The sequence below is a fragment of the Microtetraspora sp. AC03309 genome (assembly GCF_020826795.1).
GTDB classification, from domain to species: Bacteria; Actinomycetota; Actinomycetes; order Streptosporangiales; family Streptosporangiaceae; genus Microtetraspora; species Microtetraspora glauca.
Map to the genome: position 1 here is coordinate 17,021 of NZ_JADDIL010000064.1, position 15,153 is coordinate 32,173.

14 protein-coding genes are annotated in these 15,153 nt (G+C 67.6%); 5 read left to right on the forward strand and 9 right to left on the reverse strand.

Features of this window, described 5'->3' with window-relative positions:
- Nucleotides 1-3: 3 nt before the first annotated feature.
- The 4 genes from IMZ11_RS30945 to IMZ11_RS30960 form a co-directional block, all read right to left on the reverse strand.
- Complete coding sequence (locus IMZ11_RS30945) at nt 4-1,035, reverse strand: hypothetical protein (RefSeq protein WP_228645962.1); 1,032 nt, start codon at nt 1,033-1,035, stop codon at nt 4-6.
- Nucleotides 1,028-1,609, reverse strand: a complete 582-nt coding sequence (locus IMZ11_RS30950; RefSeq protein WP_228645963.1) for a hypothetical protein — start codon at nt 1,607-1,609, stop codon at nt 1,028-1,030. Before IMZ11_RS30950 ends, IMZ11_RS30945 begins: the two co-directional genes overlap by 8 nt.
- Before the next feature lie 145 nt (nt 1,610-1,754).
- Nucleotides 1,755-2,312, reverse strand: a complete 558-nt coding sequence (locus tag IMZ11_RS30955) for a hypothetical protein (RefSeq protein ID WP_228645964.1) — start codon at nt 2,310-2,312, stop codon at nt 1,755-1,757.
- 215 nt (nt 2,313-2,527) lie between these two features.
- Nucleotides 2,528-3,694: a ScyD/ScyE family protein gene (locus tag IMZ11_RS30960; protein WP_228645965.1), complete on the reverse strand. Its 1,167-nt coding sequence runs from the start codon at nt 3,692-3,694 to the stop codon at nt 2,528-2,530.
- A 380-nt stretch (nt 3,695-4,074) separates the two neighbouring features.
- Here IMZ11_RS30960 and IMZ11_RS30965 point away from each other — a divergent pair, with 380 nt between their 5' ends.
- Entirely contained in the window at nt 4,075-4,593 is a 519-nt protein-coding gene (locus IMZ11_RS30965; protein ID WP_228645966.1) for a GNAT family N-acetyltransferase, read from the forward strand.
- Nucleotides 4,594-4,795: 202 nt separating this feature from the next.
- Here IMZ11_RS30965 and IMZ11_RS30970 read toward each other — a convergent pair whose 3' ends face one another.
- On the reverse strand, nt 4,796-5,242 hold the full coding sequence (locus IMZ11_RS30970; protein ID WP_228645967.1) for a cytidine deaminase: 447 nt from the start codon (nt 5,240-5,242) through the stop codon (nt 4,796-4,798).
- Between the two features lie 346 nt (nt 5,243-5,588).
- On the opposite strand from IMZ11_RS30970, the gene IMZ11_RS30975 reads away from it, so the two are divergent.
- Nucleotides 5,589-5,984 (forward strand): hypothetical protein, encoded by a 396-nt coding sequence (locus tag IMZ11_RS30975; RefSeq protein WP_228645968.1) that lies wholly within the window; start codon nt 5,589-5,591, stop codon nt 5,982-5,984.
- A gap of 29 nt (nt 5,985-6,013) precedes the next feature.
- On the opposite strand, the gene IMZ11_RS30980 is transcribed toward IMZ11_RS30975, so the two are convergent.
- Entirely contained in the window at nt 6,014-6,841 is an 828-nt protein-coding gene (locus IMZ11_RS30980; RefSeq protein ID WP_228645969.1) for a DUF72 domain-containing protein, read from the reverse strand.
- A gap of 562 nt (nt 6,842-7,403) precedes the next feature.
- Between IMZ11_RS30980 and kstD the strand changes: the two genes are divergently transcribed.
- The 3 genes from kstD to IMZ11_RS30995 all read left to right on the forward strand — a co-directional run bounded on the left by kstD (nt 7,404) and on the right by IMZ11_RS30995 (nt 11,873).
- Nucleotides 7,404-9,173 (forward strand): 3-oxosteroid 1-dehydrogenase, encoded by a 1,770-nt coding sequence (kstD, locus tag IMZ11_RS30985; RefSeq protein WP_228645970.1) that lies wholly within the window; start codon nt 7,404-7,406, stop codon nt 9,171-9,173.
- A gap of 539 nt (nt 9,174-9,712) precedes the next feature.
- Complete coding sequence (locus tag IMZ11_RS30990) at nt 9,713-11,266, forward strand: serine hydrolase (RefSeq protein ID WP_228645971.1); 1,554 nt, start codon at nt 9,713-9,715, stop codon at nt 11,264-11,266.
- The gene (locus IMZ11_RS30995) at nt 11,220-11,873 is read left to right on the forward strand and encodes a hypothetical protein (RefSeq protein WP_228645972.1); all 654 of its coding nucleotides are present in this window, start codon (nt 11,220-11,222) and stop codon (nt 11,871-11,873) included. The genes IMZ11_RS30990 and IMZ11_RS30995 overlap by 47 nt, the downstream gene beginning before the upstream one ends.
- A 223-nt stretch (nt 11,874-12,096) precedes the next feature.
- Here the strand turns inward: IMZ11_RS30995 and IMZ11_RS31000 are convergent, their stop codons facing one another.
- The 3 genes from IMZ11_RS31000 to IMZ11_RS31010 form a co-directional block, all read right to left on the reverse strand.
- Nucleotides 12,097-13,026, reverse strand: coding sequence for an RNA polymerase sigma-70 factor (locus tag IMZ11_RS31000; protein ID WP_228645973.1), 930 nt, complete (start codon nt 13,024-13,026; stop codon nt 12,097-12,099).
- Nucleotides 13,023-14,222: an NAD(P)/FAD-dependent oxidoreductase gene (locus tag IMZ11_RS31005; RefSeq protein WP_228645974.1), complete on the reverse strand. Its 1,200-nt coding sequence runs from the start codon at nt 14,220-14,222 to the stop codon at nt 13,023-13,025. The genes IMZ11_RS31000 and IMZ11_RS31005 overlap by 4 nt, the downstream gene beginning before the upstream one ends.
- 438 nt (nt 14,223-14,660) lie before the next feature.
- On the reverse strand, nt 14,661-15,122 hold the full coding sequence (locus IMZ11_RS31010) for a helix-turn-helix domain-containing protein (RefSeq protein ID WP_228645975.1): 462 nt from the start codon (nt 15,120-15,122) through the stop codon (nt 14,661-14,663).
- Nucleotides 15,123-15,153 lie beyond the last annotated feature (31 nt).

Consider the following 15,153-nt stretch of genomic DNA (forward strand, 5'->3'; position numbering starts at 1 on the left):
CCGTCAGTACGGCACCGCGCGGCGGCGGCGCGTGAGGGCGATCCGGACGAGGATCAGCGCGCTGATGAGCGTCACCACCACGATCAGCCCGAGCACCATCGTCAGCGGGGAGTCCAGAGCGGCCGGCGCTCCCCGGCCACCGGAATCCTCCGGGAAGGTGAGGGTGCCGGTCACCTCGTGCTCCACCCGGCCGCTGCGCACGGTGAGCCGGAACTTCCACGGCCCGTCCGGCAGCCGGTCGTCCAGCAGGACGGATAGGGAGCCCTCGTCTCCGGGGGCCAGGGTCGTGCCGCTGACGATCCGGAACGGGCCGGCCCGCAACGAGCCGGGGCCGTCGGACAGCGTGAGCTGCCCGCCCAGGTCGAGGGCACGCTTGCCGGTGTTGCGGACTCCCGCCGTGATCGCCGGCCTGCCGTCCTCGGTACGCCGCGGGATCACGTCGCTGATCCGGAACTCGGACGGCGGATCGCCTCCCGGGCCGACATCGAGATAGGCCCGGATCCCGACCCGGTTGACGAGCGCGACGTTCCCCTTCTCCCCCGGCTCACCGGAGGATACCTGCGCCCAGATGACGGCGTACTGCTCCCCCTTGGCCGCCGAATCGGGCACGCCGATCGTGGCCTTCACCTCCGAACTGCCGTGCGGCGGCAGATCGACCCCGGAGCGGTTGAGTGTGATCCACCGGCTCAGCTCGTTCGGCGTGCGGCCCGGTGCGAACGTGAACCTGCCATGGTCGATGTCGGCCGCGGCGGTGTAGATCTCCACATGCTGCCGCCTGGACGAGCTGCTGTTGACCTCCAGCCGCCGGGTGAAGGTGGTGCCGGGATTGACGTGGTCGACGATGAAGACGTGCGCGCGGGGGTCGTCCATCCGGTTCTTCGGCGCTTCCAGCAGCTTGATCCCGATGGCGCCCTTCGTGTCCGGACGTCGTGCGTCCGCGGCCGAGGCCGTGCCCGCCGGTCCGCTGAGCACTCCGTACAGGGGGAGCGCGAGCAGCGTCGCCAGCAGGCACGGCCGTACGAGGGGGTTACGCAACAGAGTGGTCCACCGTGCCGGTGTACGTGCCCGCGACGGCGCCGGCCGGGACGTTCACCACGATGGTGGGGTTCCAGGTCGCGCTGTTGACACCGGATCCGGTCGTCTTGCTGAACGCGGTGCGCGAGACGTCCAGCGACTGCGCGGCCGCCGCGTTGGCCTGGCCGGGAACGAACGTGCCGCCGCCGGTGGTGGCGGTCGCGGCGCCCGACCAGTACAGGACGTCGGTGTTCGGAATGGTCTCCGGGGCGGTGCCGCCTCCCGTCTTGAAGCCGCCGGTGGCGGCGATCACGGACGCGACCCAGGTGGCCGAGAGCGCGGCACGCTGGTCCGACACCTGGACCGAGCCGAGCTGGCCGCTGATCTGCCCCCCTGGCGCCCCGCTTCCGATGTTGACCGGGCCGTCGGGAACGTTGATCGTCAGGCCGTTGGGCGCGTTGACGGTGAAGTTCACCGTGGTGGGACATGTGGTGGACGCGGGGCAGGTGCCCGCCTGTGCCGGTAACGCGGCCACCATGGCCGCAACCAGGCTCGCGACTCCCGAACACACCAGGCCGAGACGGCTTGCAGACACGGCCGCTCCTCTTCATCGGATCCACGCCCAGGTCAGGACGTACTTACGCGGCTCATCCTGTGCGGCGAAGATCGACGCGAAGGCACGTCGGCGTGATGTCTGCCAACTCTTCAGCGCGGCTTGTCGGACTCTTGGAGCGGGCGTCCTATGCCACCGAGTGGTTGACCGTACCCGTGTAGGTGCCGGGCAGCGCGGTGACCGGCACGTGCACGACGATGGTCGGGTTCCAGGAGGCGGTGTTGTTCCCCGCACCGCCGCCGACGGTGTGGGTGAACGCCGTGCGCGAGACGTTCAGCGACTGCGCGGCCGCCGCGTTCAACTGGCCGGGGGTGAAGGTGCCGGGTCCGGTGGTGGCGGTCGCCGGGCCCGACCAGTAGAAGATGTCGCTGCTGGGGATCGTCTCCGCGAGCGTCCCGCCGCCCGTGGTGAAGTTCGTCGCGGAGACGGTGGCGACCCAGTCGCCCCCGCCTCTGGTGTCGCTCACCTTCACCGTGGTGAGCGTCCGGCTGATCTGCCCGCCCGCGAACCCGCTGAGCAGGCTTCTCGTGTCGGGAACGGTGATCGTCAGGTCGTTCTGGCGTTTTCCCAGGGGCGCGACGGTGAACACGTCGGAGCGGGTCGTCCCCATCGGGGGAGTCACCGCGGCCACCGTGGAGCCGAGGGCGAGCAATACCACCGCCGGCAATCCGACGCGGATCATCATCGCGACTCCCCTCCGGAAGGTTCCCGGCACCGTGGCTCCATCTTTAGGCCACCGAGGGTAGCAGGGGAGTTACGCCTTGCCATCGCACCGTCGTATCCGCGGGTTGCCGCCGCGAAGCCCTGACGTACGGTCAACGGCCGGTCTCCGGTTCACTCGGGGAACCGGAGCCCGGCCGTGGACACGTGCGATCCGACGGAGAAGGGCGACCGTGCGATCTACTCGGCGACGGTGACCCGGACGACCTCGCCCTTGCCGGGCGCGTACGGGTTCTGCGAGACGTAGACCGAGCCGTCGTCGGCGAGGGCCATGCCGATCGGGGCCTTCAGCGTGCCCGGCTTGAGCAGCTCGGTGCGGCTGCCGTCCGCCTCGATCCGGTACAGCGTGGTCAGCGGCTGGCCGCTGGCCGGGACCTTGCCGACCGATCCCAGGATGACCATGCGGTCCTTGGCGTCGAAGGCGATGTCCACCACGGTGGTGAAGCCCTTGGCCGCCACCGTCGGCTTGCCCTTGCCGGACAGGCGGAACACCCGGGCCACACCCTCGGGCTGCGGGAATCCGGCGTGCTCGGCGACGTAGTAGGCGCCGTCGGGGCCACGGGTGATGCCCATCGGCACCGACTGCAGCGGCAGCTTGGACCCCTTGGGCATCTTCAGCGCCGGAGGAGCGTCCGCGCTGCGGGCATGGAAGACCGCCCGCGTGCTGATCTTGCCCTTGGCGCTGACCTTCAGCACGTCGTTGCCGCCGACGTCGGTGACGAGCGCCCCGCCGTCCGGCGTGGCCACGACACCGAAGGGATAGGCGTCGACGCTGCTTCCCTTGTCCTTGCCGTCGGGGTTGTGCTTGACCTCGTGCGCCACCAGGTCGGCGACCCGGACGACCTTGCCCTTGCCGTCGATGCTGAGCAGTGTCCCCAGGTTGCGCGCCTTCGGGCCCAGCTTGGCGCGCAGCTTGGCGTCACCGCCGAGGCCGATGGTGACCAGCATGCGGCCGTCGTCGGCGACCGCCACGTCGTGCGGTCCCAGGCCGAAACCGCCGGACGCGGCGGAGGGCAGCTTGGAGACGACGGTGGACGTGGCGCCGTCCTTGATCTTGATGATCTTCCCGGAGGTGCCGAAGCACATCTTCTCGGGCTTGGCGCCGGGCTCGGCGGGCATCGCGGCACATTTGATCTTCCCGCCGCTGCCGGCCAGGGCCACGTACAGCGCCCCGTCCGGCCCGAAGGACAGGCCGCGCGGGTTGTCGAGGCCCTTGGCGACCACGGTCACGGCGTCGTCCGCGGTCGCGGCGGTCGCGGCGGTCATGGACGCCTGGAAGGACAGTACGGCAAGGCCCCCGGTGGCAGCCGCGAGCAGACGGCGGCGCGGTGTGGTGATACGGCTCATGTGACCCCCTGTGAAGGAACAGCCGGGCCAGAACCAACGGCGACCCAGCCGCAACAAACAGGGAGAAAGGTACGTTCGGCCGCGAATCCCGGTAATCCACCCCGCGAGGGATTCGTTGTCCATCACGATGATGACCCCGTTTCGCGGGTTGAGGGAGCTCGACCTGCGACCGGGCGGTCGACCGGGGACGGCACGGCCGCGCCGTACCGGGTGCGGAAAAGGAGCGACCCCCGGGAACCTGTCCTTGCCCCGGGGGTCTGGAGGCCGTCATATCCGACGCCGTTTCGTTCAAGAGTGCAATTCACCGCGAAAGCCCGAGGCTAGAGTGACCGCATGTCGCCTGATCTGTACGGTCTCCTCCGGCATCGGTACGGCACGCATTGAGCGCGATCGTCCCCGAGGGCATCCGTACCGACCGGTTGCTGCTCCTGCCGCTTCGCGTCGAGCACGCCGAGGAGATGGCCGCGGTGCTGTCGGATCCGGAGCTGCACACCTTCATCGGCGGGGTGCCGGCCGAACCGGAGGCCCTGCGCTCCCGCTACCGGCGGATGATCGCCGGTTCACCCGATCCCGCCGTGTCATGGTGCAACTGGGTCATCCGGCTCGACGAGCAGGCATGCCTGACGGGCACCGTCCAGGCGACCGTCGGCCCCTCCGCGAACGGTCCCGTCGCCGAGATCGCCTGGGTGGTGGGGGCGCCCTGGCAGGGCCGCGGAATCGCCACCGAAGCGGCCCGCGGTCTCGTCTCCTGGCTCGCCGGGAAACCGGTACAACGCGTCATCGCCCACATCCATCCGGACCATCAGGCGTCCGCGGCCGTCGCCACCGCCGCCGGTCTCACCCCCACCGGCCGATGGCAGGACGGAGAGATCCGATGGAGCCTGGACCTCGGACGATGACCGGCGGCCGCGGGACCGGGCCTCGCCTGGACCTCGGACGACGACGGGCGGCCGCAGGACCGGCCTCGCCTGGACCTCCGGCCGTCTCGCCTTCGGCGCGGCCCTGATCCCGTTCGTCCCGATCTCCTGGATCAGCGGTCCGACGAGGTCATCGATGTCCACCCATCCCTGTCCGGGGCGCCGCGCGTGATCTCAGCCGAGGTCATGAACAGTGAACTTCGGGTGTAGGCCAGCCGCCGTCATCCGCGAACTCCGATCCCCAGTAGAAGGGATTGACCTCCCGGAGAGTGCGGGCGCGCCACCCCGTGGGAGTGGTGTGATCGGATACGCCGACCTGCACGTCAGGCCCCCACAGCGCCAGACGCTCCTGGCAGATGCCGCACGGAGCGAGAACGACCACCCCGTCACGTCCGGGGATCCGGCAAACGCACACCGACGCGGTGATCCTCCGGTCCAACGTGTACGCCTGGCAGATGGCACCGGTCTCGTGGCAGAGCGTCACCCCGGCGTTCAGGTTGTCCAAAGCGACGCTGGTGAGGATCTCTCCGTCATCCAGATAGACGGCCGCCGCGCCGCCGTACTCGCGGGCAGGCCATCGACGGTCCATCTGGGCGATCGCCGCGTCGACAAGTCTCTGGTCGAGGTTCATCCGGAAATCCTGACATATCGGGCGTCAGCCGGTCATGTGCTCCGGGTTCTCCGCCGGAAGCGCCGCCCATACCTTCAAGCGGGCTGACCTCACGATCTGGCGGGTGAGCCCCAGATGATCACGCGACGCGGGGGACACGGTGGCTCGTCGGCGGCGCGGAGCGCCCGTACGGCAGGAGACGCGGGCCGGTCAGCGGATCGCCGGACGTGGAGATCACGCGCCTGCATATCCGAAGATCGCTACGGCGTGGGAGGCTTGCCTGACCGGTACGACATCCCTGCGTGTTCTTCACCCCTCGGAGAACCGTGAGGGGGTGTCCCGATCCTGACGAGATCCGGGAGAGCTGATGGAGCACAGGGGCGCCCTCCGGCCTTATCACGAACTGCCGGGCCTTGAGCATCTGCACCTGGAGGACTCCTACCTCCTTCAACTGATCGAGAGCGATGACCGCCTGACCTTCGTCGTCGAAGCGGCGCTGAGGGAGGGCCACCCGCAGTGGCATCCGGCCAAGCCCGGCAAGCAGTACTGCTACCGGCAGGTGCGCATCGCCTTCCCCAACCCGTCACAGATCACCTGGGTCGAGCGCACGTTCCAGCCCTTCAAGGATCGGTACGGGGACATCGACTACGGGAACATCGATGATTTCCGGTGGGACGGCTCCTGGTTCATGCTGCTGGGCTGGTGGGGCCACGTGGAGATCGCCTCCGCACCCCCGGTGGTCACGGATCACGTCCCGGCGTGAGGAGAGGCTCCCACCCAAAGCACCAGGAGTCAGAAGAGAGTCAGCGGCTCGGACGGCATGGGCTCGGGGAGCGGCTCGATCTCGGGCAGCCGGGCCCGCACGTCGTCGTGAAAACGACGGGCGAGCGTCAGCGCGTCGGCGTTGTCGGGGGTGTGGATGAACACGGTCGGCGAACGGCCTTCGCGCAGCCATTCTGTGACCGTATCGACCCAATGCTGCCAGCCTTCGATCGTGCGCGCCGTGGCGTCCCGGCCGATGTAGCGGACGATCGGACGGTCAGTGAGAGCGAGCGACCGGCGCGGGACCCGCGGCTTCTTCGTCCACGCGTCCCGCTCGGCGTCACTGGTCGGTGGGCTCTGGAAAAGAACGGTGGTGTCGAACGGGATCCACTCGACGTCGGCGCCGGCGAGAACTCCTGTGAGAAGCCGTTCGGATCGCGCGTCATCGAAGAACGAGCGGTGGCGGACTTCGACGGCGTATCTGTGCGCGCGGGGCAGGCTACGGAGAAAACCCGCCAGGGTGCCGAGGTCGGTCGGAGCGAATGATCCCGGCAGTTGGACCCAGAGGGCGTCGACCCGCGGCCCGAGTGGCTCGATCGTGTCCAGGAACGATCGGAGCTCCTCGTCCACGCCGTTGAGGCGGCGCTCGTGCGTGATCGACTTGGGCAACTTCACCACGAAGCGGAAGTCGGGGTCGGTCTGCCGCGCCCACGACTCCACTGTGCTCTTCGCCGGTGTCGCATAGAACGTCGTGTTGCCCTCCACCGCGTTGCACCAGGTCGCATAGGACCGCAGGCGTTCCCCGGGAGGGAGCGGATGGGGCAGAAAGCGCCCCTGCCATGACGCATGAGTCCACATCGCACATCCCACATGGAGCCGCATGACCTCGACGTTATCCAAGGCCGGCACGCGACGGGACCGAGGGCGTCCTGGCACCCAGCGGCCGGACGCTCGGTGAGCACCGTGATACGGCATGAACGCTTCCATTGACTACCAGGGGAAATCCGTCCCGGTCACGATGAACGTGGTGTCGGAGGAGACGCACCAGGCGCCCTGGAAACCGGATTCGCACCCGTCACCATGTTTCCGTGCCGTACGGATCCCAAGCCGCCGGCATGGGAGAAGACCGAGTGGACTTTCATATGCATGGAGCACGCGCGAATCGGCATTGTCGATCATCGTTCATTTCTTGTGCATCGCAATCGTGAGACATGCCGAAAACGGCGACGGCGGCGACCGGAACCGCGCCCGCTGAATGTCCGGTGGCATACATCTGAACACGCCGATATCGATATCGTCCACCGTTGACAGGCATACCAACCAAGCGCATGATTGGGCCTCGACATAGATCATGTTGTGCGCAGCAGGTGCCGAACGCGAGGTGCCGGCAAGGCCGTTGTCCTATGCGAAAGGTCGTCGAATGCCTGGTCACAGCTCTCATCCGACCCGCCGGCAGGTTCTGCGCGGCGCCGCCGCCGGCGTCGGGATCGCGTTCGGCTCAACGATTCTCGGCAGTGTCGCCGCCCATGCGGACAGCACCGACGCACCGGAGTACGACGTCGTGGTGGTCGGGGCCGGGGCGGCGGGAATGACCGCCGCGCTGGTCGCGGCGAAACGAGGGCTGAACACGCTCGTGGTCGAGAAAGCGGCCACGTTCGGCGGCTCGGCGGCCCGTTCGGGTGCGGGGATCTGGATTCCGAACAACCAGGTCATTCTCTCCGCAGGCGTACCGGACACTCCGGCCAAGGCCGCCGCCTATCTGGCGGCGGTCGTCGGAAACGAGGTGCCCGCGGACCGGCAGGCGGCGTTTCTCGAAAACGGACCCGCCATGATTTCTTTCGTCATGCAGAACAGCCCGCTGCGCTTCCGCTTCATGGAGGGCTATTCCGACTACTATCCCGAACGGCCCGGCGGCCTGCCGAACGGCCGATCCATCGAGCCGGACATGTTCGACGGGAACCTCCTCGGCCCGGAACTGGCCAACCTGAACCCTGCCTACATCCCCGTACCGAGCGGTCAGGTGGTCTTCAGCGCCGATTACAAATGGCTCAACCTCGCCCTGGTCAACGCCAGGGGCGCGGCCATCGCGCTCGGAACCTACGATCGCTGGATCAAGGCCGCCGCACAGGGCAAGAAGCCACTCACCATGGGCCAGTCACTGGCCGGGGCACTGCGGGCCGGACTGCTGCAGGCGGGGGTGCCGGTCTGGCTGAACACCCCGCTCGTCGATCTGCGCGTCGACGCGGGCCGCGTCACCGGCGTGCTCGTGACACGCGACGGCACGCAGACCCTGCTCAAGGCCACGTACGGAGTCGTGATCGCCTCGGGTGGCTTCGAGCACAACGCCGACATGCGCGACCACTATCAGCAACAGCCCATCGGCACCGATTGGACCGTCGGCGCCTCCTCCAACACCGGTGACGGCATCGCGGCCGGTCTCGCGGCCGGCGCCGAGGTCGCGCTGATGGACGACTCCTGGTGGGGGCCCGTGATCCCGCTGGCCGGCGAACCGTACTTCTGCCTGGCCGAGCGCACCCTTCCGGGCAGCATCATCGTCAACCAGCAAGGCGTGCGCTTCGTGAACGAAGCCGCGCCCTACAGCGACGTGGTCCATGTCATGTACGAGAAGAACGCCGCGGCGCCGGACATCCCCGCCTGGATGATCATCGATCAGAACTACCGCAACCGCTACCTCTTCAAGGACCTCGCGCCGACGTTGCCGTTCCCGGACGCGTGGTACGGCAGCGGCGCCCTCGTGAAGTCGTTCACGATCGCGGGTCTGGCGGCCAAGATGGGCGTCCCCGCCAGTGCCCTGCAGGGCACGATCAGCCGCTTCAACGGCTTCGCCGTGACCGGCAGGGACCTCGATTTCAAGCGCGGCGACAGTGCCTACGATCACTACTACACCGATCCGGCGGTCGTTCCCAACTCCTGTCTCGCCCCGCTGTGGCTCCCGCCGTTCTATGCCTTCAAGATCGTCCCTGGTGATCTCGGCACGAAGGGCGGAATGGTCACCGACGGCAAGGCACGCGTGCTCTCACCTGCCGGTGCGGTCATCCCCGGCCTCTATGCGGCCGGCAACGCCAGCGCCGCCGTCATGGGCCACAGCTACGCCGGCGCCGGCTCCACCATCGGCCCCGCCATGACGTTCGGATACGTCGCCGCCAACCACATCGCCGACAACCGCTGAGCAAGAGCGGTGTTCGCCTCATGAGCAAGCCGCATCCATGCCGTGGTGGTCGGCATGTCGGCGGTGGGCCTCCCATCGTGGTCGGCGAAGCCGTCCACGAACTCCAGGGGATCTGATGGCTACTCCACCCACCACCACCCGTTCCCGAAAGGACGGGTCGGCCTGCCCATGTCCCCCGCCGCGGTCATAATCCAGTCGTCGGCATCGAGTGGGGACGGTACGTAAGCGATCCCCACCCCCGTCTCGGCTCTCCAACCCTCGTACACGGGGAGATACAGCGCCTGCTCCTGCGCTCCCACACGTCCGTCGATCGAGAGAAGGCTCATCCACCACGGCACCGGTAAGGGCTCGCCGTTCCTGTATGCGGTGGCGAGTGCGTCGAAGCGCGTCACGCGGCGACCGATCCGAAGCCGGAGAGGGCGTCCCGGTCCACGACCTGACGAAAGTCAGGTGAGGGTCCATACGATCGTACGCTGTGTGACCTTCCCGCCGATTTCTAACGTTCGTCCCATGCGAATAGAGACCTCGGAGGGCCCTCGATGAAGATCCGGAAGGTCGCGGTGATCGCGGGTCTGACCGGTGTGCTGCTCGCGATGGGAGGAACGGTGGCGAGCGCCTCGGCGGAAGCGCCGGAGACCGGCGGGCTGAGCGATACCGTGATCGACCACTACATGCGCGACTACATCGAGCGGACCCGACTTCCCGGTGCCCTGGTCGCGGTGACGAAGGGCGACCATGTCGTGCGCACCGCGGGTTACGGCCACACGGCCGGCGGCGAGGCGATCACGAAGGAGACGCCGATGCCGCTCGCCTCGGTCTCCAAGTCCTTCACGGCCTTGGCGGTGCTGCACCTCGCCGACCAGGGAGAGATCGTCCTGGACGCCCCCGTCCGGACGTATCTGCCCGAGTTCACCATGGCCGATCCTCGCGCCGGGAAGATCACCGTGCGGGAGTTACTCCAGCAGACGTCCGGGATGAGCGACCAGACCTTCCCCGAGCTGACGCTCCCCCCGCCGGACACTCTCAAGGACGCCGTCGCGATGCTGCGGACCGCCCCACTCGCCACGGATCCGGGCACCACGATGATCTATCACAACCCCAACTACTCTCTCGCGGCGCGCCTCGTCGAGGTGGTGGCCGGAGTTCCGTTCGCCGACTACATGGGCGCCACCGTGTTCGGCCCGCTCGGCATGACCTCCACCAGGACGGTGAACACCACCATGGACCTCCCCGGCGCGGGCGAGGGTTACATCCGCGCCTACGGCCAGGTCGTCAGGCGCTCCCATCCGAAGTGGTTCGTCAACGGCTCCTACGGTGTCGTCAGTACCGCCGACGACATGGCCAAGTGGCTGATCACGCAGAACGGCGCCGGCCACGTCTTCCCCGAGGAGACCGTCAAGATCACCCAGACCGCGTCCGGCGTGGACGGCAGCGACTACGGTATGGGCTGGGAGACCGCGAAGACCGCTGGGGGAGCGCTTCAGCTCCGGCACACCGGTTGGCTGCTCACCCACAACTCCGCGCAGACCCTCCTGCCCGCGAGCGGATACGGCATCGCCGTCGTCACCAACACCGGGATGATCTCCGGTGACGACGCGGTCATCATCACCGACGGCCTGATCGACCTCATCGAGGGTCGCCCCGACGCGGACGCCGTGCCCTTCACCATGACCGCGGATCTCTGGCTGGGCGGCCTGACGCTGCTCAATCTCGGGCTCGGCTTCGTGGGAGTCCACCGTGCCCGCACCTGGGCCCGCCGCCGTAAAGGCCGCGCCGTGTGGCGCCTGTTCGTACGGCTGGTTCCCTACGCGTCGCCGATCGTGTTCTTCGTCGGCCTCGCCGATCTGATCGGCTTCCTGATGCGTCGGGTGGGCACGCTGGATCAGATCACCTATGTCTGGCTCGCGCTGTACATCTGGGCCGGCACCGGCGCGCTGGCCGCCGCAGCCGTCGTCGCCTCCCGTCTCGTGCACATCGTCCGCTCCCGCCGCTCGGGCACTCTCGTCCCCTTCATGGGTGGACCCGCGGCGGCGTACGTTCTACCGCATGGGTCTTGGCGTATCTGTGGGAATCGAGTCGTGGGCAAGCGATGAAGAAGGCATCACGTACTACCGCGCGGAGATGGACCGGCTGAGCACAGCCCTGATGCAGGAAGGGGTGACGTGGCGTCAGCCGGAGGAACCGGTCTGGCGCGGGCCGGAGAGCACGCCGCCGTTCATGCGCAGCCATGCGGCTTCGTTCCCCTACGGGTACCTCCACTACCTGCGCAGAGTTTTCGCCCTCATGAGGAGGGAGGAACCAGTGACGCCGGTCTTCAGCCAGGAAGAACTCTCCCGGGACGACTACAAGGTCGAAGACGAGGTCCTTTTGTTCTCCTCACACCTGCTCTGCCACTCCGACTGCGACGGCTACTACGTTCCGGTCGACTTCTGCGACCCGGTCTTCCTGTCCGATGGCGCGGGGATCGCCGGAGGCGGGATGGTCGGGTCAAGTCACCGTCTTCTGGCGGAATTGCACGAGTGCGCTCCGATGATCGGCATCCAGATCGAGGAGGACGGATCCCTGTCGGACACCGAAGCCTCCCGGGTGTTCGCGCTTCCGGAGAGCGCACCGTTCGAGATCGAATCTGTGGTGTGGCTCGCTTTGCATGAGGCGTGCCGGGCCAGCATCGCGACTGGTTGCGCGGTCATTTTCCACTAGGGACGGTTCGCGGTCCGCCGCGGTGATGGCGTCCCCCCCGACAGAGATCACCCGGAGCCTGATGGGAGGAGAGAGGGGGAGATCCACAGAAACGGCAAGGCCAGATCTTCGCACCTTCGTGGACTGCTCCGGAGCGATTCCACGGAACGCTCCGGGCCCGATCATGGCCGCAGCCGTTCTTCCCGCCTTTGGCGGCAAGCTTGACGGCAACGTCCTCGAACATTCACAACACTCGGGGCATGCCGACGTCGCGAGTGGTTCTGTCGGCGATGGCCTGGAGTTTGTCGGGGTTGGCGACGTTGTGGATGGCGGTGATGCGGCCGTCAGCGTCGAAGTCGAAGGTGACAGTGGCGATCACGCGGCCCGAACCGCTGAACACCATGCCCGGGCCGCCGTTGATCTCGACCAGTTCGGCATTCATGTCGGCAGGCTCGACACCCTGGTAAGTGACCTTGCCGATGGCTGCGAACCAGGCGGCCACCGTTTGTGCGCCCACGACTGGACGCAGGGCCTGGCGGACCTTGCCACCGCCGTCGGTCCACAGTGTGACGTCCGGGGACAGCAGTTCCATAAGGGTGTTGATGTCACCTCCGGTCGCGGCGGCAAGGAACCGCCCGGTGACGTCGCGCTGCCGCGACCGGTCCACGGTAAAGCGGGGCCGCCGGGCCCGCACGTGCTCGCGAGCACGGTGCGCCGCCTGGCGCACCGCGGCCTCGGAACGCTCCACCGCCTCCGCGATTTCGGCATGGCTGAAGTCGAAGACCTCCTTCAGCACGAACACCGCGCGCTCGAGCGGGCTCAGCGTTTCCAGCACCACCAGCATCGCCATCGATACCGACTCGGCGTTCGTGAGGTCATCGGCGGTGTCGCCACTGGTGAGAATGGGCTCCGGAAGCCACGGCCCCACATATGTCTCGCGCTGGTGCCGGGTCGACCGCAGCCGTTCCAGCGCCAGATTCGACACGATCCGCGCCAGATATGCCTTGGGGTCGGCCACCTGCGAGCGGCCGGTGGCCGACCATTTGATCCAGGCGTCCTGGACCGCATCCTCGGCGTCTGCCACGGTGCCGAGAATGCGGTAGGCCACTGAGAACAGCAGGTTGCGATGCTGGTTGAACACCTGCTGGTCGTGCTCCGGGGACGGGTGCGTCACCGCACCCCCCGGATACGGGTGAAGCGGCCGCCGCGGGGCCAGAACGCGCCCGAGGCGGGCATCTTCTTCATGCGGCCGTAGGTCGGCCACGGCGAAGCGGTCACCGTCTCCTTATACCGTGCCGCCGTGCGGCCGGTCAGATACAGCCGTCGAGGGCTGTCGTCGGGGTGGGTGAACTGAACGACCGCGTCATGCCGTCCCAGGCTCACCGGCGTGTGGTAGTAGCCGAAGCGGAACGGCTTGGGCTGTCTACCGTTCAGCGCGCGGACGATCGACACCGCGGCATGCACACCGGTCGGCATGCCGCCCTGGCAGGTGCCGTGCATGACGCCGTAGCCCTGGCGGATCGCGGCCGCATCACCCACGGCGTACACATCCGGGTGTGAGACCGACCGCAGCGCGGCGTCGGTGACGATGCGGCCGCGCTCGTCGACGGTCAGACCCGCGGCTGCCGCCAGCGGCGATACCCGCGTACCGCTCGTCCACAGGACGACATCGGCGGCGATGTTCTCACCACCCGCCAGCTCGACCGAATCGGGCAGCACCTTCACCACTTCGATCCCGCTGCGCACGCGGATATCCAGGCGCTCGAGCGCGGCCTGCAGATATGCCTTGGCCTTGGGGTTCATGGCTGCACCGGGTTCCTGCCGGCCCAGAAGCACGACGTTCAGCTCCGGGTACCGCTCAGCGATCTCCGCGGCCGATTCGATGCCGGTCAACCCGCTGCCACCGACCACGACTGTGCCGCGGCCGAGCCGAGCCAGCCGGTCGGCCAGCGACTCGGCGTCCTGGGCGCTGTCGAGTGTGTACGCGTGGTCCTCAACGCCCGGCACCGCCTCAGTGTCGGCCATGCCGCCCAGCCCGTACACCAGTGTGTCGTAGTGCAGCACCTGGTTGTCGTCGATCCGTACAACCTTCGCGTTCGCATCCACGGCCGTCACCCAGCCGCACACAAACTCCGTACCCGTGCCCTCAAGCAGTTCCGGGATGCTCATCTCGGCGAGGTTCTGCCCGGTCGCGGTCATGTGCAGCCGCAGCCGCTCGATGAACCGCTCCTGGGCATTCACCAGCGTTACCTGCACGTCCTTACGCCGCTTGACCCGAGCCGCGAGCTGGATCGCTGTGGACATGCCCGCGTACCCCGCCCCCAGAATCAGAACGCGGTGTGTGGCCGCCATGCCGTGCTTTGTGGTCATCGTCTGTGCCTTTCTCGTCGTACTGACGACCACGAGATGAAAGCTGCCTGCCCGTACGTGACATGAGATCGATGTGACACGCGCCACACTCCACTTGACGGCGTCCTACGTGATCAAGGCGGGGTGACTTTCAGAACGCCCTGTTGATAGCGGAAACGCAATCCGTCGGATGGCCGATTGCCCCTGCGCCGGTTCCGTACTTCGCTACCTCACAGGATCGAAAGGGCCACTTCCTGATCACGGGAAGTGGCCCTTGACGTGCGGTGGAACCTGGGAGATTCGACTCCGGACATCCTGCGTGCAAATCGGCCTGATCCTCAGGGAAAGCGGCCTCGACCTGGGCGAAGGGCAGTCCGCGAGTGACCGTGACTGCCCCCTAGTGACCGCCCTAAATGGCCCGCCAATGGCCCGGCGATCATGCAGGTAAAGGGGGATGAGTCAGCCGGTGATGGCAGCTCCCGGACCAGGCAGGATGTCGATGCCGGTGACGTCCATGGGACGGTCGCACACGGAACAGTGCAGCTCGACGTGGCCGATCTCCCCGCAGGCATGGTGCCGGTACAGCACCGGCGGCCCGGCCTCGCCCGCCGTCCAACGGTCGCCCCACCGCACCATCACCATCAGCAGGTCACACAACTCCGTCCCCCTGACGGTGAGCGCGTACTCGTACCGGGGCGGCCGCTCTGAATACTGCCGCCGCTCCAGCACGTCGTTGTCCACGAGCCATCTGAGCCGCTCAGTCAGCACCTTCCGGGAGATGCCGAGGCTCTGCTGGAGCTGGTCGAAGCGACCGATCCCCACCATGACGTTACGCAGGATCAACGGCGACCATGGCTCGCCGATCACGTCCAGTGTGCGGGCGATCGAGCAGGCCATGTCACCAAACCGGGTTCGCTGCATGAGGTCGATGATAGCCGGGAGGGTTCCCTGA

Excerpts from the sequence above, each read along its gene's own strand:
- IMZ11_RS31010 (WP_228645975.1), bottom strand. The coding sequence starts at position 15,122 with ATGCAGCGAACCCGGTTTGGTGACATGGCCTGCTCGATCGCCCGCACA.
- IMZ11_RS30980 (WP_228645969.1), bottom strand. The coding sequence starts at position 6,841 with ATGTGGACTCATGCGTCATGGCAGGGGCGCTTTCTGCCCCATCCGCTC.
- IMZ11_RS30960 (WP_228645965.1), bottom strand. The coding sequence starts at position 3,694 with ATGAGCCGTATCACCACACCGCGCCGCCGTCTGCTCGCGGCTGCCACC.
- IMZ11_RS30990 (WP_228645971.1), top strand. The coding sequence starts at position 9,713 with ATGAAGATCCGGAAGGTCGCGGTGATCGCGGGTCTGACCGGTGTGCTG.
- IMZ11_RS30995 (WP_228645972.1), top strand. The coding sequence starts at position 11,220 with ATGGGTCTTGGCGTATCTGTGGGAATCGAGTCGTGGGCAAGCGATGAA.
- kstD (WP_228645970.1), top strand. The coding sequence starts at position 7,404 with ATGCCTGGTCACAGCTCTCATCCGACCCGCCGGCAGGTTCTGCGCGGC.
- IMZ11_RS30955 (WP_228645964.1), bottom strand. The coding sequence starts at position 2,312 with ATGATGATCCGCGTCGGATTGCCGGCGGTGGTATTGCTCGCCCTCGGC.
- IMZ11_RS30970 (WP_228645967.1), bottom strand. The coding sequence starts at position 5,242 with ATGAACCTCGACCAGAGACTTGTCGACGCGGCGATCGCCCAGATGGAC.
- IMZ11_RS30975 (WP_228645968.1), top strand. The coding sequence starts at position 5,589 with ATGGAGCACAGGGGCGCCCTCCGGCCTTATCACGAACTGCCGGGCCTT.
- IMZ11_RS31005 (WP_228645974.1), bottom strand. The coding sequence starts at position 14,222 with ATGACCACAAAGCACGGCATGGCGGCCACACACCGCGTTCTGATTCTG.